This is a genomic window from Micromonospora sp. MGP-C2 (genome assembly GCF_057766525.1).
On the sequence record NZ_JBYMEN010000002.1, the window covers coordinates 6,495,149 to 6,517,761 of the forward strand.

17 protein-coding genes are annotated in these 22,613 nt (G+C 71.8%); 7 read left to right on the top strand and 10 right to left on the bottom strand.

Going from position 1 to position 22,613, the window contains the following annotated elements; all coding sequences use genetic code 11:
* Positions 1 to 99: 99 nt before the first annotated feature.
* A complete protein-coding gene (locus AC3CF1_RS29835) occupies positions 100 to 2,559 on the bottom strand; it encodes a Tex family protein (RefSeq protein ID WP_488451773.1) in 2,460 nt (819 codons plus the stop codon).
* A 141-nt stretch (positions 2,560 to 2,700) separates the two neighbouring features.
* On the opposite strand from AC3CF1_RS29835, the gene AC3CF1_RS29840 reads away from it, so the two are divergent.
* On the top strand, positions 2,701 to 4,212 hold the full coding sequence (locus AC3CF1_RS29840; RefSeq protein WP_354980510.1) for a deoxyguanosinetriphosphate triphosphohydrolase family protein: 1,512 nt from the start codon (positions 2,701 to 2,703) through the stop codon (positions 4,210 to 4,212).
* 32 nt (positions 4,213 to 4,244) lie between these two features.
* Here the strand turns inward: AC3CF1_RS29840 and AC3CF1_RS29845 are convergent, their stop codons facing one another.
* From AC3CF1_RS29845 to AC3CF1_RS29875, 7 genes are all read right to left on the bottom strand, one after another.
* On the bottom strand, positions 4,245 to 5,387 hold the full coding sequence (locus tag AC3CF1_RS29845; RefSeq protein WP_099852002.1) for an MBL fold metallo-hydrolase: 1,143 nt from the start codon (positions 5,385 to 5,387) through the stop codon (positions 4,245 to 4,247).
* Between the two features lie 113 nt (positions 5,388 to 5,500).
* Positions 5,501 to 6,505, bottom strand: coding sequence for a serine hydrolase (locus AC3CF1_RS29850; RefSeq protein WP_088947257.1), 1,005 nt, complete (start codon positions 6,503 to 6,505; stop codon positions 5,501 to 5,503).
* 112 nt (positions 6,506 to 6,617) lie between these two features.
* Complete coding sequence (locus AC3CF1_RS29855) at positions 6,618 to 7,547, bottom strand: SDR family NAD(P)-dependent oxidoreductase (RefSeq protein WP_488451774.1); 930 nt, start codon at positions 7,545 to 7,547, stop codon at positions 6,618 to 6,620.
* A gap of 55 nt (positions 7,548 to 7,602) precedes the next feature.
* Positions 7,603 to 8,787 carry a zinc-dependent alcohol dehydrogenase gene (locus tag AC3CF1_RS29860; protein ID WP_488451775.1) on the bottom strand — a complete coding sequence of 395 codons (1,185 nt, stop codon included), beginning with the start codon at positions 8,785 to 8,787 and terminating at the stop codon, positions 7,603 to 7,605.
* Between the two features lie 272 nt (positions 8,788 to 9,059).
* On the bottom strand, positions 9,060 to 9,824 hold the full coding sequence (locus AC3CF1_RS29865; RefSeq protein WP_088947260.1) for a succinate dehydrogenase/fumarate reductase iron-sulfur subunit: 765 nt from the start codon (positions 9,822 to 9,824) through the stop codon (positions 9,060 to 9,062).
* Positions 9,821 to 11,758, bottom strand: a complete 1,938-nt coding sequence (locus AC3CF1_RS29870) for a fumarate reductase/succinate dehydrogenase flavoprotein subunit (protein ID WP_141908705.1) — start codon at positions 11,756 to 11,758, stop codon at positions 9,821 to 9,823. The genes AC3CF1_RS29865 and AC3CF1_RS29870 overlap by 4 nt, the downstream gene beginning before the upstream one ends.
* A gap of 1 nt (position 11,759) precedes the next feature.
* Positions 11,760 to 12,443, bottom strand: a complete 684-nt coding sequence (locus tag AC3CF1_RS29875) for a succinate dehydrogenase cytochrome b subunit (protein ID WP_488451777.1) — start codon at positions 12,441 to 12,443, stop codon at positions 11,760 to 11,762.
* An 83-nt stretch (positions 12,444 to 12,526) separates the two neighbouring features.
* Here AC3CF1_RS29875 and AC3CF1_RS29880 point away from each other — a divergent pair, with 83 nt between their 5' ends.
* Complete coding sequence (locus tag AC3CF1_RS29880) at positions 12,527 to 13,459, top strand: LysR family transcriptional regulator (protein WP_488451778.1); 933 nt, start codon at positions 12,527 to 12,529, stop codon at positions 13,457 to 13,459.
* 47 nt (positions 13,460 to 13,506) lie between these two features.
* On the opposite strand, the gene hrpA is transcribed toward AC3CF1_RS29880, so the two are convergent.
* The gene (gene hrpA, locus AC3CF1_RS29885) at positions 13,507 to 17,577 is read right to left on the bottom strand and encodes an ATP-dependent RNA helicase HrpA (protein ID WP_488451779.1); all 4,071 of its coding nucleotides are present in this window, start codon (positions 17,575 to 17,577) and stop codon (positions 13,507 to 13,509) included.
* A gap of 121 nt (positions 17,578 to 17,698) precedes the next feature.
* On the opposite strand from hrpA, the gene AC3CF1_RS29890 reads away from it, so the two are divergent.
* The gene (locus AC3CF1_RS29890; protein ID WP_141908708.1) at positions 17,699 to 18,067 is read left to right on the top strand and encodes a cytidine deaminase family protein; all 369 of its coding nucleotides are present in this window, start codon (positions 17,699 to 17,701) and stop codon (positions 18,065 to 18,067) included.
* A 1-nt stretch (position 18,068) separates the two neighbouring features.
* Here AC3CF1_RS29890 and AC3CF1_RS29895 read toward each other — a convergent pair whose 3' ends face one another.
* Positions 18,069 to 18,428 carry a YciI family protein gene (locus AC3CF1_RS29895; RefSeq protein ID WP_488451781.1) on the bottom strand — a complete coding sequence of 120 codons (360 nt, stop codon included), beginning with the start codon at positions 18,426 to 18,428 and terminating at the stop codon, positions 18,069 to 18,071.
* A gap of 141 nt (positions 18,429 to 18,569) precedes the next feature.
* Here AC3CF1_RS29895 and AC3CF1_RS29900 point away from each other — a divergent pair, with 141 nt between their 5' ends.
* Genes AC3CF1_RS29900 through AC3CF1_RS29915 form a run of 4 tightly spaced genes read left to right on the top strand, consistent with a single transcriptional unit; the run spans position 18,570 to position 22,612 of the window.
* Positions 18,570 to 19,616: a FecCD family ABC transporter permease gene (locus tag AC3CF1_RS29900; protein WP_488451782.1), complete on the top strand. Its 1,047-nt coding sequence runs from the start codon at positions 18,570 to 18,572 to the stop codon at positions 19,614 to 19,616.
* Positions 19,613 to 20,722 carry a FecCD family ABC transporter permease gene (locus tag AC3CF1_RS29905; protein ID WP_488451783.1) on the top strand — a complete coding sequence of 370 codons (1,110 nt, stop codon included), beginning with the start codon at positions 19,613 to 19,615 and terminating at the stop codon, positions 20,720 to 20,722. The genes AC3CF1_RS29900 and AC3CF1_RS29905 overlap by 4 nt, the downstream gene beginning before the upstream one ends.
* A 19-nt stretch (positions 20,723 to 20,741) precedes the next feature.
* Positions 20,742 to 21,665: an ABC transporter ATP-binding protein gene (locus tag AC3CF1_RS29910; RefSeq protein WP_355161483.1), complete on the top strand. Its 924-nt coding sequence runs from the start codon at positions 20,742 to 20,744 to the stop codon at positions 21,663 to 21,665.
* On the top strand, positions 21,665 to 22,612 hold the full coding sequence (locus AC3CF1_RS29915; RefSeq protein ID WP_210793701.1) for an ABC transporter substrate-binding protein: 948 nt from the start codon (positions 21,665 to 21,667) through the stop codon (positions 22,610 to 22,612). Before AC3CF1_RS29910 ends, AC3CF1_RS29915 begins: the two co-directional genes overlap by 1 nt.
* Position 22,613: the final 1 nt, after the last annotated feature.

Consider the following 22,613-nt stretch of genomic DNA (forward strand, 5'->3'; position numbering starts at 1 on the left):
GCGATCGAGGTCGACAGAATCTTGGGTGCTCGGGATGCCGCCCGCATGGGGCGACATCCCGAGCTGGTCGAGCGGAGGGCTGCGCGCCCCGCTGGTCGGTCAGGCCAGGCCGGCGCGGCGCAGGGCCTCCGCCATCGCGTCATTGGCCGGTGCCGGCGCACCCTGCCGCTGCTGCCCGCCGCGGCCACCCTGCCCGCCGCCCTGACCGCCGCGACCACCCTGACCGCCGCGACCACCCTGACCGCCACCCTGCCCGCCCCGGGAACCCTGCGCGCCGCGACCACCCTGACCGGCAGGCCCACCCTGCGGCCCGCGCTGCGCCGGGCCGCCACGCCCCTCCTGGCTCGTCCGACCACCGCCACCGGCGGCTCCCGGCTCGTCCTCCAGGCGCAGGGTCAGCGAGATGCGCTTACGGGGTACGTCCACGTCGAGCACCCTGACCTTGACCACGTCACCGGACTTCACCACGTCGCGGGGGTCCTTCACGAAGGTCCGGGACAGCGCCGAGACGTGCACGAGACCGTCCTGGTGCACCCCGACGTCGACGAACGCGCCGAACGCGGCCACGTTGGTGACCACGCCTTCGAGCACCATGCCCGGCGTCAGGTCGCCGATCTTCTCCACTCCTTCGACGAAGGTGGCGGTGCGGAACTCCGGGCGAGGGTCCCGGCCCGGCTTCTCCAGCTCGGCGAGGATGTCGGTGACGGTGGGCAGACCGAACCGGTCGTCGACGAAGTCGGTGGCCCGCAGCCCCCGCAGGATGGTGCTCTTACCGATCACCGAGCGCAGGTCCTGACCGGTGGTGGAGAGGATCCGGCGCACCACCGGGTACGCCTCGGGGTGCACGCTGGAGGAATCCAGTGGGTCGTCGCCGTCGGGGATGCGCAGGAAGCCCGCGCACTGCTCGAACGCCTTCGGACCGAGCCGCGCCACCTTCTTCAGCTCGGTACGCGACCGGAATGGCCCGTTGGCGTCCCGGTGCAGCACGATGTTCTCGGCCAGCCCGGCGCCGATCCCGGAGACCCGGGTCAGCAGCGGCGCCGAGGCGGTGTTGACGTCCACCCCGACCGCGTTGACGCAGTCCTCCACCACCGCGTCCAACGACCGGGACAACTTCACCTCGGACAGGTCGTGCTGGTACTGGCCGACCCCGATCGACCGGGGGTCGATCTTGACCAGCTCGGCGAGCGGGTCCTGGAGTCGTCGGGCGATGGAGACCGCGCCGCGCAGCGACACGTCCATCCCGGGCAGCTCCTGCGAGGCGTACGCGGAGGCGGAGTAGACCGACGCGCCGGCCTCGGAGACCATCACCTTGGTCAGGTTGAGCTGCGGGTGCCGCTTGATCAGGTCGCCGGCCAGTTTGTCGGTCTCCCGCGAGGCGGTGCCGTTGCCGATCGCGATCAACTCCACCCCGTGTGCCCCGGCCAGCCGGGCGAGGGTCTCGACCGACGCGTCCCACTGCCGGCGTGGCTCGTGCGGATAGATCGTGTCGGTGGCGAGCACCTTGCCGGTGGCGTCCACCACGGCCACCTTCACGCCGGTCCGCAGGCCTGGGTCCAGGCCCATCGTGGGCCGGGTGCCGGCCGGCGCGGCCAGCAGCAGGTCGCGCAGGTTGGTCGCGAAGACCCGCACCGCCTCCTCCTCGGCCGCCTGCCACAGCCGCATCCGCAGGTCCGCGCCGAGGTGGATGAGAATCCGGGTACGCCAGGCCCAGCGGACCGTGTCGGTCAACCAGCGGTCGGCCGGGCGACCGGCGTCGGAGACCCCGAACCGGCCGGCGATGGCGGCCTCGTAACGGGTCGGGCCGGTCGGCGCGGCGTCGGACTCGCCGGCCTCCTCCGGTTCCATGGTCAGGTCGAGCACGCCCTCCTTCTCGCCCCGGAACATGGCCAGGATCCGGTGCGAGGGCAGCTTCGGGTACGGCTCGGAGAAGTCGAAGTAGTCGGAGAACTTGGCGCCCGTGGTCTCCTGCCCCTCGCGTACCCGGGAAGCCAGGCGCCCTCGCGACCACATCTGCTCGCGCAGCGTGCCGATCAGGTCGGCGTCCTCCGCGAAGGTCTCGATGAGGATCGCCCGCGCGCCCTCCAGCGCGGCGGCGGCGTCGGCGATGCCCTTCTCCGCATCGACGAACCCGGCGGCGGTGGCCCGTGGGTCCTGGGTCGGGTCGGCCAGCAGCGTCTCGGCCAACGGCGCCAACCCGGCCTCGCGGGCGATCTGCGCCCGGGTCCGCCGCTTCGGCTTGTACGGCAGGTAGATGTCCTCCAGCCGGGACTTCGAGTCGGCGGCCATGATCTGCGCTTCCAGGGCCTCGTCGAGCTTGCCCTGACCGCGGATCGACTCCAGCACGGCGGCCCGCCGCTCGTCCAGCTCGCGCAGGTAGCGAAGCCGCTCCTCCAGGGTGCGCAGCTGGGTGTCGTCGAGCAGGCCAGTGGCCTCCTTGCGGTAACGGGCGATGAACGGCACGGTGGCGCCGCCGTCGAGCAGCTCCACGGCCGCCCGCACCTGACGCTCGGCCACGCCGAGCTCGCCGGCGATCCGCTGATGAACAGACTGGGTCACGATCTCGATCCGCCTTCGACTCGATCCGCCTTCAAAGAGCGGGTACCGCCTGCATTCTGCCGGGCGGCCCCCGACGCTGTCGCCGCGCCCGGCCGGGGTGACCGGCGGCGGTGCCAGCGGCCCTGCGCTAGCGTGGCGATCATGGAAACACCTGCGGAGCCGCGCGCCCGGCGGCTCTTCGGCGGCAGCGCCCGGGCCCTCGGCGACCTGACGGCCAACCCGTTCCGCGCCGACCGGGACCGGATCGTCGGCTCGCCGTTCTTCGCCCGCCTCGGCGGTGTCACCCAGGTGATCAGCCCGGTCGGCTCCGGGCTGCTGGTGCACAACCGGCTCACCCACAGCCTCAAGGTCGCCCAGGTAGCCCGGGCGGTCGCCGAGCGGTTGAACGCCGACGAGCGGTGGCGTGACCTGCTGGACAAGCTCGGCGGCTGCGACCCCGACGTGGTGGAGGCCGCTGCGCTCGCACACGACCTCGGCCACCCGCCGTTCGGGCACCTGGGGGAGCGGGTGCTGGACCGGCTGGCCCGCCAGCGCCTCGGCCTCGCCGACGGGTTCGAGGGCAACGCCCAGTCGTACCGGATCGTCACCAGCACCGAGATCCGCGGCGCGGCCACCACCGGGCTGGACCTGACCGCTGCGGTCCGCGCGGCGATGCTGAAGTACCCGTGGACCCGGCTGGACCACCCCGACCCGCACCCGCGCACGATGGACCCGCCGCCGCGCGGGGCCACCCCTCCGCCGGACGACCCGGAGAGCGGCTCGTCGAAGTTCGGCGCGTACCGGACCGAACTCGACGACCTGCGGCAGGCCCGGGAGCCGTTCGCCGGCCGCATCCCGGACTGGCAGCAGACCGTGGAGGCGTCGGTGATGGACACCGCCGACGACATCGCGTACGCCATCCACGACGTGGAGGACTTCTACCGGGTCGGTGTGCTCCAACAGGGGTCGGTGTCCGCCGAGTTGATGGCGTGGCAGCGCGAGAGTGGGCACTTCCGGGCGATCACCGACGCGGCGCTGGCCACCGCGGCCCGGCGTCCGGGGGCGGCGATCGAGCGGTTGCGTCGGCAGTTGCACCGCAAGGACGCCTGGATCGCCGACGACGACGCGTTCGCCGCCGCCGTCGAGCACGTCCGCGAGGAGCTGGTCGACGGGCTGCTGGCGATGCCGTTCGACGGCTCGATCGAGGCCGAGCAGTACGTGGCGCGGTTCTCCGCCCGCTGGTCCACCCGCTTCGTCGAGGCGATCACGGTGACCGACCGGCCGTCGGTGCGCTCCGGCCACGTGCTGCTGGGCTGCGCGCAGTGGCACGAGGTGCAGGTGCTCAAGTTCGTCCACCACCGGTTCGTGCTGGCCCGACCGGATCTCGCCCTGCACCAGCGCGGGCAGGCCCGGCTGCTGGGCACCCTGGTCGAGGCGCTCTGGGAGTGGCTGCTCGACCCGGAGGAGGAGTCGCGACTGCCCCGCCGGCTGCACGACCTGGTCGAGCTGGCCGAGGCGGAACTGCACCCGCGGATCCCGGACCGGATCGGCCGCGCCCGGGGGCGGGCCATCGTGGACTTTGTCGCGCAGCTCACCGACGGTCAGGCGGTGGCCATGCTGGACGCGCTCTCCGGCCGTTCCGGCGCGCTCTGGACCGACGCCTTCGTGCTCTGACCGGGCTCAGGCGATGCCTGCTGTGGCCTGCCTCAGGCGACCGACTGCCACCAGCCGTCGACGGCGGGCGGCTCGTCGACCACCACCCGCTCGCCTGGGCGGGGCACGGCGAGGCGCACGTCGCGGGCCTTCGCCTCGGCCCACAGCCGGTCCACCGGCTCGGACCAGTCGTGCAGGGCCAGGTTGAACGTCGCCCAGTGCACCGGGACGAACAGCCCGCCACGCAGGTCGAGGTGGGCGTCGACCGCCTCCTCGGGGAACATGTGGATCGTCGGCCAGGCCCGGTCGTACGCGCCGATCTGCATCAGCGTCACGTCGAACGGCCCGTGCTCGGCGCCGATCGCCGCGTACCCGTCGAAGTAACCGGAGTCGCCGGTGTAGAAGACCTTGCGGCGCGCCCCGGCCACCACCCACGAACTCCAGAGCGTGCCGTCGCGGCGCAGCCCTCGTCCGGAGAAGTGCTGGGCGGCGGTGGCGGTGATCTCCAGCCCGGCGACCCGGTGGGACTCGGACCAGTCCAGCTCGATGATCCGCTCGGCGGGTACGCCCCAGCGGTCCAGGTGCGCGCCCACGCCGAGCGGCACCAGGAATGGCGCGGACTGCCCGGCCAGCAGCGCCCGGACGGTCGGCATGTCGAGGTGGTCGTAGTGGTCGTGCGAGATCAGGATGGCGTCCAGCGGCGGCAGCTCGTCGAGGCGTACCGGTGGTTCGTGCAGCCGGCGAGGACCGACCAGCCCGGAGGGGGAGCACCGCTCGCTCCACACCGGGTCGAGCAGCACCCGCCGGCCCTCGATCTCGATCAACGTCGAGGCGTGGCCGTACCAGACGATGTTCAGCTCGTCGGCGGTGTCGACGGTGTGGGGTGCGCTGGAGCGCAGCAGCGGCACGGGTGCGGTCGGGCGTCGCTTCTGCTTGCCGAAGATCAGCTCGCGGACGAGGTTGCGGCCCGGCTCGGCGACCATCGTGCGGGTGCCGGCCTGGTTGTGGAAGGTGCCCTCGCGGAACTGGGGCGAGCGGGCCGCCCGTTCGGCCCGGGCCCCGCTGAGCCGGCCGCCGAGCGCCGCCGGCACATCCCGGGCGACCCAGGCCAGCCCGGCCAGCGCCGCCAGCCCGGCCGCGCCCCGCATCCGCCGCCCGAGCGACCGTTCGACGTCCGTGCTCTGCGCTCGTGCCATTGCCGTCCCTCCGACGTGTCCGCCCTACACGGTAGTCACCCGGATCGGTCCGTGCCTCGGCGGTCGCCACGCCGGGTCGATCGCCGGCAGCGGCGACCGACCCGGGACGGGCTCTAGCCGCCGTTGCTGGGGCGCCGGGCGGTGATCCGGAACGTCCGGCCCACGCCCGCGATCCGGTCCACCGCGGCCAGGAACTTCGGGCCCATGGCTGCCCGGGCCTGGACCGCAGGGTGGGTGGCGCCGAAGTCCTCCGGGTTGGCCTGCCCGTCGGCGAAGAGCGCGTAGGTGAGCACGGCCGCACCGGAGCGGTCGAAGATCACGCCGGCCTCGTGCCGGGCGTCGGCGTACCAGCCGGCCTTGGTGGCGATCCGGGCCCGCTCGTCCGAGGACATGGTGCGCCGGATGCCGTCGGTGAAGGCCACCGGGGAACGCAGGAGACCCAACAGGTACGTGGTCGAGGCGGGGGAGAGCAGCGTGCCGCCGACCAGGGCGCGCAGCAGGTCGTGCGTCTCGCGCGGGGTGCTGGTGCCGAGGAAGAACCGGTTCGGGTTGGCCACCGGCTCAACCTGGGTGTTCGGGAAACCCTTGGCGACCAGGATGGAGTTGATCTCGGCAGCCGGGGCGACCAGCCCGCACAGCCGCACAGCCGTGTCGTCCGAGACGGTCAGCAGATTGGCCAGCACGTGCCCGAGGGTCACCATGCTCGGGTACGCGCCGTCCAGGCTGAAGATGCCGTCACCACCCGGCACGACGATCGCCGCGCTCACCTCGACCTGCTGGTCCAGGGTGAGCAACCCCCGGTCGACCTTGTCGAGCACCGCCGTGGCGACCGCGATCTTGTTGACGCTGTACGCCTCGATCCGTCGGTCCGCGTCGGCCTCCACCGCCACCACCGGCGTGCCGGCCGGGTCGGCGACGCTGACGTACGCCTGCCAGTTGCCGCCGGCCTCAACGCTGTGCTTGGCGAAGACGGCGGCCACCCGGCGGGCTGCCCGGGCAGGGGTGGTCGGGGTGACCTCGGTGCTCTCGGCGGCGCTCGCCGAGGAGGCGGCGCCCAGCACCGTGCCGGCGGTGGCCACCGTGCCCAACCCGAGTGCCGTTCTGCGGTTCAGTCGCATGGTCGATCGTCTCCCCCATCGTGGTGCGCCAGAGCGCTTGCTGGCCCACCACCCTAGGCGAGTTGATCGATCCACAATGCCCCCAGAACAGTCCCGAACAACTCCGAACAGGTCAGCCGAATCGTCGGCGCACTGCCGCTCCGACTGCGCTCGCCGGCCCGGACACGAGTTGCCGCAGGTCGGGCAGATGACCGCCGCGTACCGCCTCACCGGCCGGGTTCGGGGCGAAGACCGAGCCGTCGTTCGCGGCAATCGACCGTCCACTCAGGCCGGCCAGCCGCATCAACGGCCCGACGAGGATGTCGTAAACGCCCGGCAGCACGATGAACCCGACCCGCATCACCACGTTGAGCCGGCCCACGGACACCTCCCGACGGGGACGGTCCACACAGTTCACGATGGCCCGGGCCACCCGATGAGGGCTGGCGACCGGCGGCGGAGGTCGCCCGACCCGGCCCAGGTAGTTGGCCGCCTGCTGGTACACCGGTGTGTCCACGCTGCCCGGGTTGACCAGACACATCCGGATCTCCGGGCTGTCGCGCAACTCCTGCTGCACCGTGCGGACCAGACCCTGCAAACCCCACTTGCTCGCCACGTACGCGCTCATGTTCGGGGCGGTGATGTGGCCGAGCACCGAGCCGGTGAGGACGACAGTGCCGGCCCCGGCGGCCCGGAAGTGCCGCAGCGCCACCCGCACCGAGCCGGCAGCGCCGAGCAGGTCGGTCCGTACCACCTGGTCGAAGACCCGCCCGGGCAGCTCGTCGAAGCGACCGTAGGCCATCACCGCCGCCGTGTGCACCCAGACGTCGATGCGACCGAACCGCTCGGTCGCCGCGTCGGCGAGCGCGTCCAGCGCGCCCGGCTCGGTGACGTCGGTCGGCACGGTCAACACGTCGACGTCGGCGCACTCCGCGCGTACCTCGGCCAGGGTCGTGGTGGCGCGAGCGGCGAGGACCAGACGGTCGCCGCGCTCGGCGAACTCCCGGGCCGTCGCCCGGCCGATCCCGCTGCTCGCGCCCACGATCACGACCACTCGGCTCACGGCACCGGCTGCATTCGTGACTGCGGGGCTCGCAACCCCGGCTCACTCCTCGCACTCATGGTTCGAGCACGACCTTGATGCAGCCGTCGTCCTTCTTCTGGAACATCTCGTACGCCTGCGGCGCCTGGCTCAGCGGCATCCGGTGGGTGCGCAGGTCCTCCACACCCAGCGGGTCGTCGTCGCCGGAGAGCAGCGGCAGGATGTCGTCGGTCCACCGGCGCACGTGGCACTGCCCCATCCGCAACTGGATGCCCCGGTCGAACATCTCCATCAGCGGCATCGGGTCCGCCTCGCCGCCGTACACGCCGGACAGCGACACGGTGCCGCCACGGCGAACCGCCTTGAGTGCGGCGTGCAGGACGGACAGCCGGTCCACGCCCGCCCGGTCGGTCATCGTCTGGGCCAGCTTGTCCGGCAACAGCCCGGCGGCGGTCTGAGCCAACTTCCCCGCCGGCGAACCGTGCGCCTCCATCCCGACCGCGTCGATCACCGCGTCCGGACCGCGACCGTCGACCAGGTCGATCAACGCGCCCGGCACGTCGGACAGCTCACTCACGTCGAGCACCTCGATGCCGTGCCGGCGGGCCAACTCCAGCCGCTCCGGCACCAGGTCCAACCCGATCACCCGGCCCGCGCCGAGGTGGCGGCCGATCCGTGCGCAGAACTGCCCGACCGGGCCCAACCCGAAGACGGCCAGGGTGCCTCCCGGCGGGGTGTCCGCGTACTTCACCGCCTGCCAGGCGGTCGGCAGAATGTCGGACAGGTAGAGGTAACGCTCGTCAGCGCCGGTCTGCGGGATCTTGATCGGCCCGAAGTGGGCCTGCGGGACGCGCAGGTACTCGGCCTGCCCGCCCGGCACCGAACCGTAGAGCGAGGTGTAACCGAACAGCGCCGCGCCCTTGCCCTCGCTGGTGACCTGGGTGGTCTCGCACTGCGCGTAGAGCTGCCGCTGGCACATCCAGCAACTCCCGCAGGAGATGTTGAACGGAATCACCACCCGGTCGCCGGGCTTGAGCCCGGTCACGCCCGACCCGACCTCCTGGACGATCCCCATCGGCTCGTGGCCCAGGACGTCACCCGGCTTCAGGTACGGCCCGAGAACCTCGTACAGGTGCAGGTCGGAGCCGCAGATCGCAGTTGAGGTGATCTTCACGATCGCGTCGGTCGGCTCCTCGATCCGAGGGTCCGGCACCTCCTCGACCCGTACGTCCCGCTTGCCCTGCCAGGTCAGTGCCTTCATGTCCCTCGTCCCTTCTCACGCGGTCTCGAAAGACTGCTACCCGGGCTCGGGCACTTGAACCTGCTGTGCTCTCCGATGTCCGGGTTGTTCTCGGTTCTGCCTCTCAGTGGATGGGTGCGGTCGCCCCAGCCCCACCGCAACCAGAAACCGAACGCCGAGCCAAGGCCAGCACGCCGAGCCGAGGACCGCACGCCGAGCCACAGACAAACGCCGGACCGCCGTACCCCCGAAAACAGCGCAGGGGTACGGCGGTCCGGCGTCGTGCGGTGGCCTCAGGAACCGGGGGTGTTGCCGGCGCCCTTCGCGGTGGCCGCGAGGTAGTCGCGGTTGAGTCGGCCGATGGTGTTCAGCGGGATGCCCTTCGGGCAGGCCGGGGTGCATTCGCCGGCGTTGGTGCAGCCGCCGAAGCCGGCCTCGTCGTGCGCGTCGACCATGCCGATCACCCGGGTGTACCGCTCCGGCTGGCCCTGCGGCAGCAATGAGAGTTGGGTGAGCTTGGCGGCGGTGAAGAGCATGCCGGAGCCGTTCGGGCAGGCTGCCACGCACGCGCCGCAGCCGATGCAGGCCGCCGACTCGAAGGCGGCGTCCGCGTTGGCCTTGGCGACCGGGGTGGAGTGCGCCTCGGGCGCGCTGCCGGTCGGCGCGGTGACGTAGCCGCCAGCCGCGATGATCTTGTCGAAGGCGCTCCGGTTGACGACCAGGTCCTTGATGACCGGGAAGGCGCTGGCCCGCCACGGCTCGATGTCGATCGTCTCGCCGTCGGTGAACTGCCGCATGTGCAGCTGGCACGCAGTGGTGCCGCGCTGCGGCCCGTGCGCGTCGCCGTTGATCATCAGGCCGCACATGCCGCAGATGCCCTCGCGGCAGTCGTGGTCGAACGCCACCGGGTCCTCGCCGGCGAGGATCAGCCGCTCGTTGAGCACGTCGAGCATTTCCAGGAACGACATGTCCGGGGACACGTCGTCGACCGGGTAGGTCACCATCCGACCCTTGTCCTCAGGGCCCTTCTGGCGCCAGATGCGCAGGGTCAGGTTCACTTGTAACTCCGCTGCGTGGGGTGGACGTATTCGAACTTCAGGTCTTCCTTGTGCAGCACCGAGGGCTCGCCGTCGGCGGTGAACTCCCAGGCCGCCACGTACGCGAACCGGTCGTCGTCGCGCTGCGCCTCACCGTCGGGCGTCTGGTGCTCGGCCCGGAAGTGGCCGCCGCAGGACTCCTCACGGTGCAGGGCGTCGATGCACATCAGCTCGGCCAGTTCGAAGAAGTCGGCCACCCGGCCGGCCTTCTCCAGCGACTGGTTGAGTTCCTCGCCGGTGCCGGACACCTTGACCCGCTGCCAGAACTGCTCGCGCAGGCCGCGGATCTCGTCGATCGCCTTGCGCAGCCCGGCCTCGCTGCGTTCCATGCCGCAGTGTTCCCACATGATCTGGCCCAGTTCCCGGTGGAACGAGTCCACGGTCCGGTCACCGTTGACCGCGAGCAGCCGCTGGACGCGGTCCTCGACGTCGGTGCGGGCCTCGACCGCCGCCGGGTGACTGGCGTCGACCTTCTCCAGCGGGCCGGAGGCCAGGTAGTTGGCGATGGTGGTGGGCAGCACGAAGTAGCCGTCGGCGAGGCCCTGCATCAGCGCCGAGGCGCCGAGGCGGTTCGCGCCGTGGTCGGAGAAGTTGGCCTCACCGATCACGAACAGGCCGGGGATGTTCGACTGGAGGTCGTAGTCGACCCACAGGCCGCCCATCGTGTAGTGCACGGCGGGGTAGATCCGCATCGGCACCTCGTACGGGTCCTCGCCGGTGATCCGCTCGTACATCTCGAAGAGGTTGCCGTACTTGGCCTCGATGGCCTTGCGGCCCAGCCGGTTGATCGCGTCGGCGAAGTCGAGGTAGACGCCGAGCTTGGTCGGTCCGACGCCCCGGCCCTCGTCGCAGACGTTCTTCGCGGCGCGGGAGGCGATGTCGCGGGGGACCAGGTTGCCGAAGGAGGGGTAGATCCGCTCCAGGTAGTAGTCCCGCTCGTCCTCTCCGATGTCCTTGGGGCTGCGGTCGTCACCCTTGGTCTTCGGCACCCAGACCCGGCCGTCGTTGCGCAGCGACTCGCTCATCAGGGTCAGCTTCGACTGGTGGTCGCCGGAGACCGGGATGCAGGTCGGGTGGATCTGCGTGTAGCAGGGGTTGGCGAAGTACGCGCCCTTGCGGTGCGCCCGCCAGGTGGCGGTGACGTTGCAGCCCTTGGCGTTGGTGGAGAGGTAGAAGACGTTGCCGTAGCCGCCGGAGGCGAGCACGACGGCGTCGGCCATCTCGGTGCTGATCTCGCCGGTGACCATGTCCCGGACGACGATGCCGCGGGCCTTGTCGTCAACGAGGACCAGCTCCAGCATCTCGTGCCGGGTGTTCATCTCGACGTTGCCCAGGCCGATCTGCCGTTCGAGCGCCTGGTACGCGCCGAGCAGCAGCTGCTGACCCGTCTGGCCCCGGGCGTAGAAGGTGCGCTGCACCTGGGCGCCGCCGAAGGAGCGGGTGTCCAACAGGCCGCCGTACTCGCGGGCGAACGGCACGCCCTGGGCGACGCACTGGTCGATGATGTTGACGGAGACCTCGGCGAGCCGGTGCACGTTCGACTCGCGGGAGCGGAAGTCGCCGCCCTTGACGGTGTCGTAGAACAGTCGGTGTACGGAGTCGCCGTCGTTGCGGTAGTTCTTGGCCGCGTTGATGCCGCCCTGTGCCGCGATGGAGTGCGCCCGGCGCGGGCTGTCCTGGTAGCAGTAGGACTTGACGTGGTAGCCCTGCTCGGCCAGGGTCGCCGCGGCCGAGCCACCGGCGAGGCCGGTGCCGACCACGATCACCGTCATCTTGCGGCGGTTGGCGGGGTTGACCAGCTTGGCCTCGAAGCGGCGGGTCTCCCAGCGCTTCTCGACCGGGCCGGCGGGAGCCTTGGTGTCGGCGATCGGGTCGCCCTCGGTGAAGAGTTCCATGTCAGGACACCAATCCGGTGAGTACGGCGAACGGGACCACCAGGTACCCGGCGCAGAGCAGCACGGCGAAGACCAGAGCTGCGGTACGCGCCCGACGCTCGCCACGCGGCGTCTGCTGGCCGAGGCTGCGGAACGCGCTGAACGCGCCGTGGCGCAGGTGGAAGCCCACCGCGACGATGGCGAGCGTGTAGAAGAGCGTGACGTACCAGCGCTCGGGCGCGAAGTCGGCGACGACGTTGCCGTACGGCTTGCTGGCGTCGCCGACCGGGTTCAGCGTGCCGGTGGTCAGGTCCAGGATGTGGTAGATCACGAAGAGCAGGATGATCACTCCACCCCAGCGCATCGTGCGGGCCGCGTAGCTGCCGTGGACCTTCTTGCGGTGGGCGTACTTGACCGGGCGGGCGGCGCGGGCGCGCATGGCCAGCACGGTGGCGGCGACGATGTGGGCGACGACCGCGACCACCAGCACGGTGCGCAGGATCCAGAGGAACCAGACGCCGGGCAGCAGCGGCTTGCCGATGTCGCGCAGCCAGTGCGCGTAGTGGTCGAACGAGGTTTCCCCCGTGAACACCTTGAGGTTCCCGAGCATGTGGGCGATCAGGAACAGCGCCAGCAGGATGCCCGTCACCGCCATGACGGCCTTGAGGCCGACGTTCGAGCGGATGGGCGACCGAGTTTTCGTCATTACCACGCAACCGACGCTAGGAGCACTTCGATCAGTCGTCCAATGCATCAAACTCGCAGTGTTGATAGCCGTAGGCTATGTAGATGCAGCTCCATCAGCTTCGGTACTTCGTCGCGGTGGCCGAAGTACGACATTTCACCCAAGCCGCCGATCTCGTAGGCATCACTCAGCCTTCTCTCAGTAAGCAAATTCACGCTCTGGAGACCGACCTCGGGGCGCCATTGTTCGAGCGGGTACGGGGCAACATCGCCCTCACCGCCGCCGGTGAGGTGCTGCTGCCGTTGGCCACCCGGATCCTCGCCGACGTGGACACCGCCACCCGCGAGGTGCAGGAGCTGGTGGGGTTGCGCCGCGGTCGGGTCCGGCTCGGCGCCACCCCGAGCCTGGCCACCTCGCTCGCCCCGCCGGTGCTGCGTCGGTTTCGCGACGCGCACCCCACCGTCGACCTCAAGGTCGAGGAGGGTGGCTCCCAGGATCTGGTGCGCGACCTGCTCCGCGGCGACCTCGACCTGGCCCTCATCATCATGCCGGCCCAGGGCGCCGACCCCGGGCTGCGTGTCGATCCGATCCTGCGCGAGAGCCTGGTGGTGGCCTCGGTGGGGGAGGTGCCGACCGCGTCGCTGACCGGGGAGCTGCGGATCACCGACCTGCGGGACCAGCCGATGGTCATGTTCCGGGAGGGCTACGACCTGCGGGACGCGACCATCCAGGCCTGTCGGGAGGCAGGCTTCGAACCGACCTTCGCGGTGGACGGCGGCGAGATGGACGCAGTCCTCAGCTTCGTCGAGGCGGGGCTGGGCATCGCGCTGGTGCCGGGCATCGTGCTCGCCCGTCGCCCCGGCGTGCGGATCACGCCGCTCGCTCCGCCCGGGGTGCGGCGGATCATCGCGGTGGCCCGCCGCCGCGACATCGTCCCGACCCACGCCGGTCGGGAACTGCGGCGGATCCTGCTCGACTACATCCAGTCGGCGATCGACCGTGGCGAGCTGCCGCCCGGCGTGGAGCCCCTGACCTGACCCGGCCGGGCCAGAGCGGCCCGGCCGGCTCTGAGCGGTCGGCCCGGTCAGCGACCCTCGGCGTCGTCCATCGCGCGGTAGATCCGTTGCTCCGAGACGGGGTACGGGGTGCCCAGCGCCTGGGCGAAGACGTTCACCCGCAACTCCTCGATCATCCAGCGGATCTGCCGGACGGCGGTCTCCTGCCGGCGAGCCGGCGGAAGGGCGGCGAGCAGGTCGGCGTACTCCTTCTGCACCGCCGCGATCCGGTCCTGCTGCTGGCGGTCCCGCTGCGGGTTGCCACCGAGGCGGTCCAGCCGACGTTCGATGGCGGTGAGGTAGCGCAGCAGGTCGGGCAGGCGCGCGTACCCGGTCTCGGTGATGAACCCGGCGTGCACCAGCCCGGCGAGCTGGCCGCGGATGTCGGCCAACGCGGCCACCACGGCGAGGTTGCGGGTGGCGCCGAGGCGTTGCTCCACGGCGTACGCGGCGGCGAGAACCTTGCGTACCCGGTCCATCACCTCGACCACCGTGTCGACCAGGTCGGCGCGGACCTTCTCCCGCAGCGCCGCGAACCCCTCGGCGTCCCACGCCGGCCCACCGGCGTCGCCGATCAGCCGGTCGATGGCCGCGCCCGCCGCGTCCTCGATCAGCTCCTGCACGCCGCCGTGCGGGTTGCGACTCAGCGCCAGCTTCGCCTCGTTGTTCAGCCGCCCCTGCAGGAACCGCGCCGGGGACGGCACGGTGAGCCGCAGCAGCCGGCGGGTGCCGGCCCAGTGCGCCGCCTCCGCCTCGGCGGGGGAGTCGAACACCTTCACCCCGACCGTGGCGCCCTCGTCGACCAGCGCCGGGTACGCGGTGACTGCGTAGCCGGCGCGGACCTGCTCGATGCTGCGGGGCAGCGTGCCGATGCTCCACTCGCGCAGCCCGGTCCGGGCCACCTCCGGCGCGGCGGCCGCCACCACCTGGCGTACCTCCTGCCGCAGTTGACGTTGCAGGGCCGGCAGGTCCTTGCCCTCGGCGACCGGCTTCTCGTCGTCGCCCAGCACCCGGAAGGTGACCCGCAGGTGGGCCGGCAGCTTGGCCGGCTCCCACGCGTCCCGGGGCACGGTGACCCCGGTCATCCGGCGCAGCTCGCGGGTGAGCGCGTCCAGCAACGGCTCCTCGCCCGGGGTGATGGCAGCGAGGGCGGCCCGCGCGTAGTCCGGCACCGGCACGAAGTTGCGACGGATCGCCTTGGGCAGTGAGCGGATCAGCGCGATCACGGTCTCCTCGCGCAGCCCCGGCACCTGCCAGTCGAAGCTCTCCGCCGGCACCTGGTTGAGCAGCGGCAGCGGGATGTCGACGGTGACGCCGTCGGTCGGCGTGCCCGGCTCGAAGCGGTACGTCAGCGGCAGCGTCACCCCCTGGGTCTGCCACTCGTCCGGGTAGTCGTCCTCGTCCACCCCCGGCCGGCCGTCGTTGATCAGCAGGTCACGGGTGAAGGTGAGCAGGTCGGGTTGCTCCCGGCGGGTCTTCTTCCACCAGCTGTCGAAGTGCCGCCCGGAGGACACGTCGGCCGGGATCCGCTGGTCGTAGAAGCCGAAGATGGTCTCGTCGTCGACCAGGATGTCCCGACGACGGGCCCGGCTCTCCAGCTCCTCGATCTCGGCGAGCAGCCGCTTGTTGTCCGCCCAGAACTGGTGGTGGGTCTGCCAGTCGCCCTCGACGAGGGCGTGTCGGATGAACAGCTCCCGGCTCAACGTCGGGTCGATCCGCCCGAAGTTGACACTGCGCGAGCTGACCAGCGGGACGCCGTACAGGGTGACCTTCTCGTAGGCCATCACCGCGGCCTGCTTCTTCTCCCAGTGCGGCTCGCTGTAGCTGCGCTTGACCAGGTGCTGCGCCAGCGGCTCGACCCACTCCGGCTCGACCCGGCCGGCGATGCGGCCCCACAGCCGGGACGTCTCCACCAGTTCGGCGGCCATCACCCAGCGCGGCGGCTTCTTGAACAGCGCCGAGCCGGGGAAGAGCGCGAACTTCGCCCCCCGCGCACCCAGGTACTCGTGCTTCTGGGCGTCCTTGAGCCCGATGTGCGACAGCAGGCCGGGCAGCAGCGACTGGTGCACCTTCGGGGTGTCGATCTCCTCCGGCAGGTCCGCGCCGCCACGGCGGCCCTCACCCCGGCCGGCGTCCGCGCCGTCGCCGGTGTCGCGCGCCGGCCGCCCGCCGCGCCGGTCGCCCTCGGACGGGGTACGCAGGACCTGACGCAGTTGGCTGACGATGTCCTGCCACTCGCGGATCCGCAGGTAGTTCAGGTATTCCGCCTTGCACATCCGGCGGAACGCGCTGGAGGACAGCTCCCGCTGCTGCTCGCGCAGGTAGCGCCACAGGTTGAGGTAGGCGACGAAGTCGGACTCCTTGTCGGCGAACCGGGCGTGCGCCTGGTCGGCCTGGGCCTGCTTCTCCGCCGGCCGCTCGCGCGGGTCCTGGATGGAGAGCGCGGCGGCGATCACCAACACCTCGGTGGCGCAACCGTTGCGTTCACCCTCGACCACCATCCGGGCCAGGCGCGGGTCGACCGGCAACTGGGCCAGGCGCCGGCCCAGCGCGGTGAGCCGCTTCGCCGGGTCCGCCTCGGTCGGGTCCAACGCGCCCAGCTCGTGCAGCAGGTTGACGCCGTCGGTGATGTTGCGCTTGTCCGGTGGGTCGATGAACGGGAACGCGGCGAGGTCGCCGAGCCCGATCGCCGTCATCTGGAGGATGACCGACGCCAGGTTGGTGCGCAGGATCTCCGGGTCGGTGAACTCGGGACGGGATTCGAAGTCCTGCTCGTCGTAGAGGCGGATGCAGATGCCGTCCGAGGTGCGGCCGCAGCGGCCCTTGCGCTGGTTGGCCGACGCCTGGGAGACCGGCTCGATCGGCAGCCGCTGCACCTTCAGGCGACTGGAGTAGCGGGAGATGCGGGCGGTGCCCGGGTCCACCACGTACTTGATGCCGGGCACGGTCAGCGAGGTCTCCGCGACGTTGGTGGCGAGCACCACCCGGCGTGAACTGTGCGCGGCGAAGACGCGGTGCTGCTCGGCGGAGGAGAGCCGGGCGTACAGCGGCAGGATCTCGGTGCCGAGCAGCGAGCGCTTCTTCTGCACCAGCTTGCCCAGCGCGTCGGCGGTGTCCCGGATCTCCCGCTCACCGCTGAGGAAGACCAGGATGTCACCGGGGCCCTCGGCGGCCAGCTCCTCGACTGCGTCGCCGATCGCCTGGATCTGGTCGCGGACGTTCTCCTCGTCGCCGTCGCCGTCCTCCTCGCCCTCGGCGAGTTCGACGAGTGGCCGGTAGCGCACCTCCACCGGATAGGTACGCCCGGAGACCTCGACCACCGGCGCGGGCACGCCCTCCGGCTCGTCGGCCGTTGGTGGCCCGGCGAAGTGCCGGGCGAACCGGTCGGTCTCGATGGTCGCCGAGGTGATGATCACCTTGAGGTCGGGTCGGCGGGGCAGCAGCTCCCGCAGGTACCCGAGGATGAAGTCGATGTTGAGGCTGCGCTCGTGCGCCTCGTCGATGATCAACGTGTCGTACTGGCGCAGCATCCGGTCGGTCTGCAACTCGGCCAGCAGGATGCCGTCGGTCATCAGCTTGACCAGGCTGCGCTCGCTGACCTGGTCGGTGAAGCGCACCTTGTAGCCGACCACGTCACCCAGCTCGGTGCCCAGCTCGTCGGCGATCCGGTCGGCCACCGTGCGGGCGGCCAACCGTCGGGGCTGGGTGTGCCCGATCAGGCCGTGCACCCCGCGGCCCAGCTCCAGGCAGATCTTGGGGATCTGGGTGGTCTTGCCGGAGCCGGTCTCGCCCGCCACGATCACCACCTGGTGATCACGGATGGCGGCGGCGATGTCGTCCTTGCGCTCGCTGACCGGCAACCCCGCCGGGTACGTGATCACGGGCACCGCCGCTCGGCGGTTGGCGAGCCGTTGCTCGGCCCGGACCAGGTCGGCGGTGATCTCGGCCAGCGCCGCCTCCCGGCGCTGCGGGTCGCGCAGCTTTCGGGCACCGTCCAGCCGCCGCTGGAGCCGGCGCTGGTCGCGGAACATCAGAGGGGTCAGGCGGCGGTGCAGCTCGCGAACCGGGTCGGTCGCGACGGAGGCGGTTGGATTCTGCATCTCGTGCCCAAGGATAGGCAGCCCGGCGGCGTACCGCCCCTGGGTTACCGCGCGGCCGGTCCGTGGACGTCCCTGGGCGGCACCTAGAGTGGGCGCTCGACGTCGAGCGTTGGGGGCCGAGATGGAGCTGCGGGACACCGACCGTGCGTTGGTGCAGGCCGCCACCGCGGTCGCCAAGCTGCGCTGCCGCAGCCAGCACCACACCGTCGCGTCGGCCGCCCGGACCGCCGACGGGCGGGTCTTCACGGGCGTGAACGTCCACCACGCCACCGGCGGGTCCTGCGCCGAACTCGTGGTGATCGGCACAGCCGCCACGCAGGGCGTCACCGAGCTGGAGACGATCGTCACGGTCGCCGACCGGGGCCGCGACGTCAACGAGCCGTGCGGCGACTGCCGGCAGGTGCTGGCCGACTACTTTCCGGCGCTGCGGGTGATCACCGGAGAGCTGGACGCCCTGCGGGTGGTCGAGATCGGTTCGTTGCCCGGCTGAGTCAGTCGCCCGCCGCCACCTCCAGCATCGACCGGGGGATCGGCACGCCCTCGAACCGCACGTTGCCTTCCGGCACCATCCAGCTCATCACCCGCACGTCCAGCCGTCCGGCGCGCACGGCCGGGTCGTTGGCGTAGAGGTCACGCGCCTCGTCGGGGGCGATGGAGAGCACGACGAAGCCCCGCAGCCGGTCGTCGTCGGTGTCCAGGAAGGGTCCGGTCGCGAGGACCAGCCCCTGCTCCACCAGCCCGGCCTGGTGGGCCAGGTGCGCGGCCTGCAACCGGTCGATCGCGTCCTGCGGCAGCTCCGGCGGGTGGGACGGTCGGGCCAGGAGGACGACCGTGTGCTGGTCGAATCGCATGAGCCCACCCTAGGTGCGCGGCCCCCGTCGCGCGGGCGTCTGCCCTGCTCAGCCGGTCGCGGATCGATAAGCGCCAGTTAGGCGGCCCCCACCTGAGCGGCTAAGGTAAGGCGAACCTAAGCGTGAACGTGCAGGAGACTCGTGACCACCCTCGTCACCCGGCCGACCCAGGCCCGCAGCCGGTCCGGCACCCGCACCGGCCGCCGGGTGGCAGTCACCGTCGGGTCTGCGCTGGTGCTGCTGCTCGCCATACTGGCCAGCTTCGCGCTCGGCAGCCGGCAACTCGGCATCGACCAGGTCTGGCACGCTCTCGTCGCACCGGATGGCGGCGATGCCACCACGATCGTCCGTGAGCTGCGGATGCCCCGCACCGCGCTCGGCCTCACCGTCGGGCTCGCCCTCGCGGTGGCTGGCGTGTTGTTCCAGGCGCTCACTCGCAACCCCCTCGCCGAGCCCCGCATCCTCGGCATCAGCGCCGGCGCGTCGTTCGGTGTGGTGCTCGCCATCTCCGTCTTCGGCATCAGCACGCTCGCCGGGTACGTCTGGTTCGGCATCGCCGGGGCACTCATCGCCGGGCTGCTGGTCTTCGCCATCGCCACCCGGGCCCGCGAGGGCGCCAGCCCGGTCACCCTCGCGCTGGTCGGCGCGGCCCTCGACGCCAGCCTGGCCTCCGGGGTGTACGCGCTGCTCAGCATCGACGCCCGCACCTTCGAGGAGTACCGGTTCTGGGTGGTCGGCGGCCTGGCCGGCCGGGACCTCTCGGTCGCCGCGCAGGTGCTGCCCTTCGTCCTCGCCGGGCTGGTGCTTGCCACCCTGGTCGCCCGAGGTCTGGACGCGCTGGCCCTCGGCGACGACGTGGCCCGGGGCCTCGGCCACCGCATCGGCCTGGTCCGCCTCGGGGGTGGGCTCGCCGCCGTGCTGCTGACCGGCGCGGCGGTGGCCGCAGCCGGACCGGTCGCCTTCGTCGGGTTGGCCGTGCCGCACCTGGCCCGCGCCCTGGTCGGCGCGGACCACCGCTGGACCCTTGCCGTCTCCGCCCTGCTCGGGCCCGCGCTGCTGCTCGGTGCCGACATCGTCGGCCGGGTCGTCGCCCCACCGGGCGAGATACCGGCCGGGATCGTCACCGCGCTGATCGGAGCGCCGCTGCTGGCCGTTCTGGTCCGCCGCGCCCGGGTGGTGACCGCGTGACCACCACCCAGCGCCCCCCGGGTCCGCCCGCCTCGGCCGGCCTGTCACCCACCGCGTCACCCGGGGGCGGCTCTGCCCGACTGCCCGGTCGGTCGCTGCTGCGGATCGGCCCGGTCAGCCTGGTCATCCGCCGCCGGGCGGTGCTGGTGGCCGCCGTGCTGACCGTGCTGCTCCTGCTGGCCGTCGTGCTCAGCCTCTCGCTGGGCACCCCGTACGTCGCCCCGTCCGACGTGCTGCGCGCCCTCTCCGGCGCCGGCACCCCGTACGACCTCGTGGTCTTTGATCTTCGGTTGCCGCGGGTCGTGCTGGCGGCGACGGCCGGCGCCGCCTTCGGCATCGCCGGCACCCTGATCCAGAGCGTGGCCCGCAACCCGCTCGCCAGCCCGGACGTCATCGGCATCACCCAGGGCGCCGGTCTCGCCGCGACGGTGGCCCTGACCAGCGGCATGGCCGCGGTGCTGGTGGCACCCACCGCGCTGGTGGGCGGGCTGCTCGCGGCGGTGCTGCTGTTCGCCCTCGGCGCCCGGCACGGGCTGGCCGCGCAGCGGTTCGTGCTCGCCGGTGTGGCGGTCGCCTTCGGCTTCCGGGCGCTCACCGAGGTGGTCATGCTCACCGCCGACCCGATCGACGGCCTCCGCGCGCAGATCTGGCTGATCGGCACCCTGGCCGGCAAGGGCTGGACCGAGGCGGCCTGGATCGCCGGCACCCTGCTGGTGCTGCTGCCGGTGCTGGCCTGGGCCGGCTGGGCGCTGAACAGCACCGCCCTGGACGACGACACCGCCCGCGGCGTCGGGCTTCGCCCGGTGGCCCGCCGGATCGGCCTGGCCGGCACCGGCGTCCTCGTCGCCGCGATGGTCACCGCCCAGGTCGGCGCCGTCGACTTCGTCGCGCTGGTCGCGCCCCAGGTGGCCCGTCGACTGGTACGCGCCGAACGGCCACCGCTGGTCTGCGCCGCGCTCCTCGGCGCGCTGCTGCTGGTGCTGGCCGACCTGGCCGGCCGACGCCTGCTCGCACCCACCCAACTGCCCGCCGGTGTGCTGACCGCCGCCATCGGCGGCCCGTACCTGATCTTCCTGCTGCTGCGCGGACGGCGGCGGTCGTCGTGACGCCTCAAGGAGTCGTGTGATGCTCTCCACCCGCGACCTGGTCGCCGGCTACGACGAGCGGACCGTGCTCGACGGGCTCGACCTGGACCTGCCCACCGACGCGTTCACCGTGATCGTCGGCCCGAACGCGTGCGGCAAGTCCACCCTGCTGCGCACCTTGGCCCGGCTGCTCACCCCGCGCCGGGGCACGGTGCTGCTGGACGGCACCGCGATCCGCGAGCTGCCCACCCGGGAGGTGGCCCGCCGCCTCGGGGTCCTGCCGCAGAGCCCACTGGTGCCCGAGGGCGTCACAGTGGCTGACCTGGTCGGGCGCGGCCGGCAGCCCTACCAGCGTTGGTGGCGGCAGTGGTCGCCGGAGGACGGCGCGGCCGTCGACCAGGCGATGGCCCTGGCCGACGTGACCGACCTGGCCGACCGGCCGGTGGACAGCCTCTCCGGCGGTCAGCGGCAGCGGGTGTGGATCGCCATGACGCTCGCCCAGGACACCGACGCCCTGCTGCTGGACGAGCCGACCACCTTCCTCGACCTGGCCCACCAGGTGGAGGTGCTGGACCTCCTGCACCGGCTACGCGTCGAGCGGGGCCGCACCGTGGTCGCCGTGCTGCACGACCTGAACCAGGCCGCCCGCTACGCCGACCACCTGGTCGCGATGCGTGCCGGTGCCGTGGTGGCCGCCGGGCCGCCCCGGGAGATCCTCACCGCCGACCTGGTCCGTGACGTCTTCGGGCTGGCCTGCGTGGTCGTGCCCTGCCCGGTGACCGGCGCGCCGCTGGTGGTGCCCGCGTACACCGGCGGCAACTCCGCCGCGTCCGCTGGCGGTGCCGTCGCGTCCGCTGGCGCGGGAGACCCTGATTCGTCGACGGCGTCCGTACCGGACGCCCGACCCACCACCGGCGACGCGGCCACCCCGCTCGCCGGTTCGCACCCTTCGAAAGGACTCTGATGCGTCGTCTCGTCGCCGCTCTCGCCGCGGCCGTCGCCCTCGGCGTCGGACTCACCGCCTGCGGTGAGAGCGACCCGGTCGCCGGCTCCACCACCGGGGAGACCCGGGAGATCACCCACGTCATGGGCACCACCAAGGTCCCGGCCGAGCCCAAGCGCGTCGTCGTGCTCGACACCGACAAGATCGACACCGCGCTCTCGCTGGGCGTCACGCCCGTCGGCGCCGCCACGGCCGGCGAAGCCAAGAGCTGGCCGACCTACTTCGGCGCGGACAAGCTCGCCGGCATCAAGGAGGTCGGGGTGCTCACCGAGCCCGACCTGGAGGCCATCAACGCCCTGAAGCCGGACCTCATCCTCGGCAGCAAGTTCCGCCAGGAGAAGTTCTACGACGAGCTGGCCGCCATCGCGCCGACCGTGTTCACCGACAAGGTGGGCATCACCTGGAAGGAGAACTTCCTCCTGGACGGCAAGGCGCTCGGCCGCGAGCAGCAGGCAAAGGACCTGCTCGGCGCGTACGAGAAGCGGGCCAAGGACTTCGGTGCGACCCTCGGCGACGCCGCCTACCGCAAGGTGTCGATCGTGCGCTTCCTGCCCGGCAACATCCGGGTGTACGGCCCGGACTCGTTCTCCGGCATCGTCATCGGCGACACCGGTCTGGGCCGCCCCGAGCGGCAGTTGCTCGCCAACAAGGAGGACAAGCGCTTCGACCTGGTCAGCCCCGAGCGGGTCAACGAGGTCGACGGTGACGTCATCTTCGTGACCGCGTACGGCGACAAGGCCGCCGCCGAGCAGACCAAGGTCGCGGGCGGGACCCTCTGGAAGGGACTCAACGCCGTCAAGGCCGGCAAGGCGTACCCCGTCTCCGACGAGGTCTGGATGACGGGCATCGGCGTCGGTGCCGCCAACAAGATCCTCGACGACCTGACCAAGTACCTCCCCGCCGCCTGAC

Bases quoted from the DNA above. Each gene is read 5' to 3' on its own strand.
- AC3CF1_RS29875 (WP_488451777.1), bottom strand. From the start codon at position 12,443: ATGACGAAAACTCGGTCGCCCATCCGCTCGAACGTCGGCCTCAAGGCC.
- AC3CF1_RS29915 (WP_210793701.1), top strand. From the start codon at position 21,665: ATGCGTCGTCTCGTCGCCGCTCTCGCCGCGGCCGTCGCCCTCGGCGTC.
- AC3CF1_RS29890 (WP_141908708.1), top strand. From the start codon at position 17,699: ATGGAGCTGCGGGACACCGACCGTGCGTTGGTGCAGGCCGCCACCGCG.
- AC3CF1_RS29870 (WP_141908705.1), bottom strand. From the start codon at position 11,758: ATGGAACTCTTCACCGAGGGCGACCCGATCGCCGACACCAAGGCTCCC.
- hrpA (WP_488451779.1), bottom strand. From the start codon at position 17,577: ATGCAGAATCCAACCGCCTCCGTCGCGACCGACCCGGTTCGCGAGCTG.
- AC3CF1_RS29910 (WP_355161483.1), top strand. From the start codon at position 20,742: ATGCTCTCCACCCGCGACCTGGTCGCCGGCTACGACGAGCGGACCGTG.
- AC3CF1_RS29895 (WP_488451781.1), bottom strand. From the start codon at position 18,428: ATGCGATTCGACCAGCACACGGTCGTCCTCCTGGCCCGACCGTCCCAC.
- AC3CF1_RS29880 (WP_488451778.1), top strand. From the start codon at position 12,527: ATGCAGCTCCATCAGCTTCGGTACTTCGTCGCGGTGGCCGAAGTACGA.
- AC3CF1_RS29850 (WP_088947257.1), bottom strand. From the start codon at position 6,505: ATGCGACTGAACCGCAGAACGGCACTCGGGTTGGGCACGGTGGCCACC.
- AC3CF1_RS29840 (WP_354980510.1), top strand. From the start codon at position 2,701: ATGGAAACACCTGCGGAGCCGCGCGCCCGGCGGCTCTTCGGCGGCAGC.
- AC3CF1_RS29845 (WP_099852002.1), bottom strand. From the start codon at position 5,387: ATGGCACGAGCGCAGAGCACGGACGTCGAACGGTCGCTCGGGCGGCGG.
- AC3CF1_RS29860 (WP_488451775.1), bottom strand. From the start codon at position 8,787: ATGAAGGCACTGACCTGGCAGGGCAAGCGGGACGTACGGGTCGAGGAG.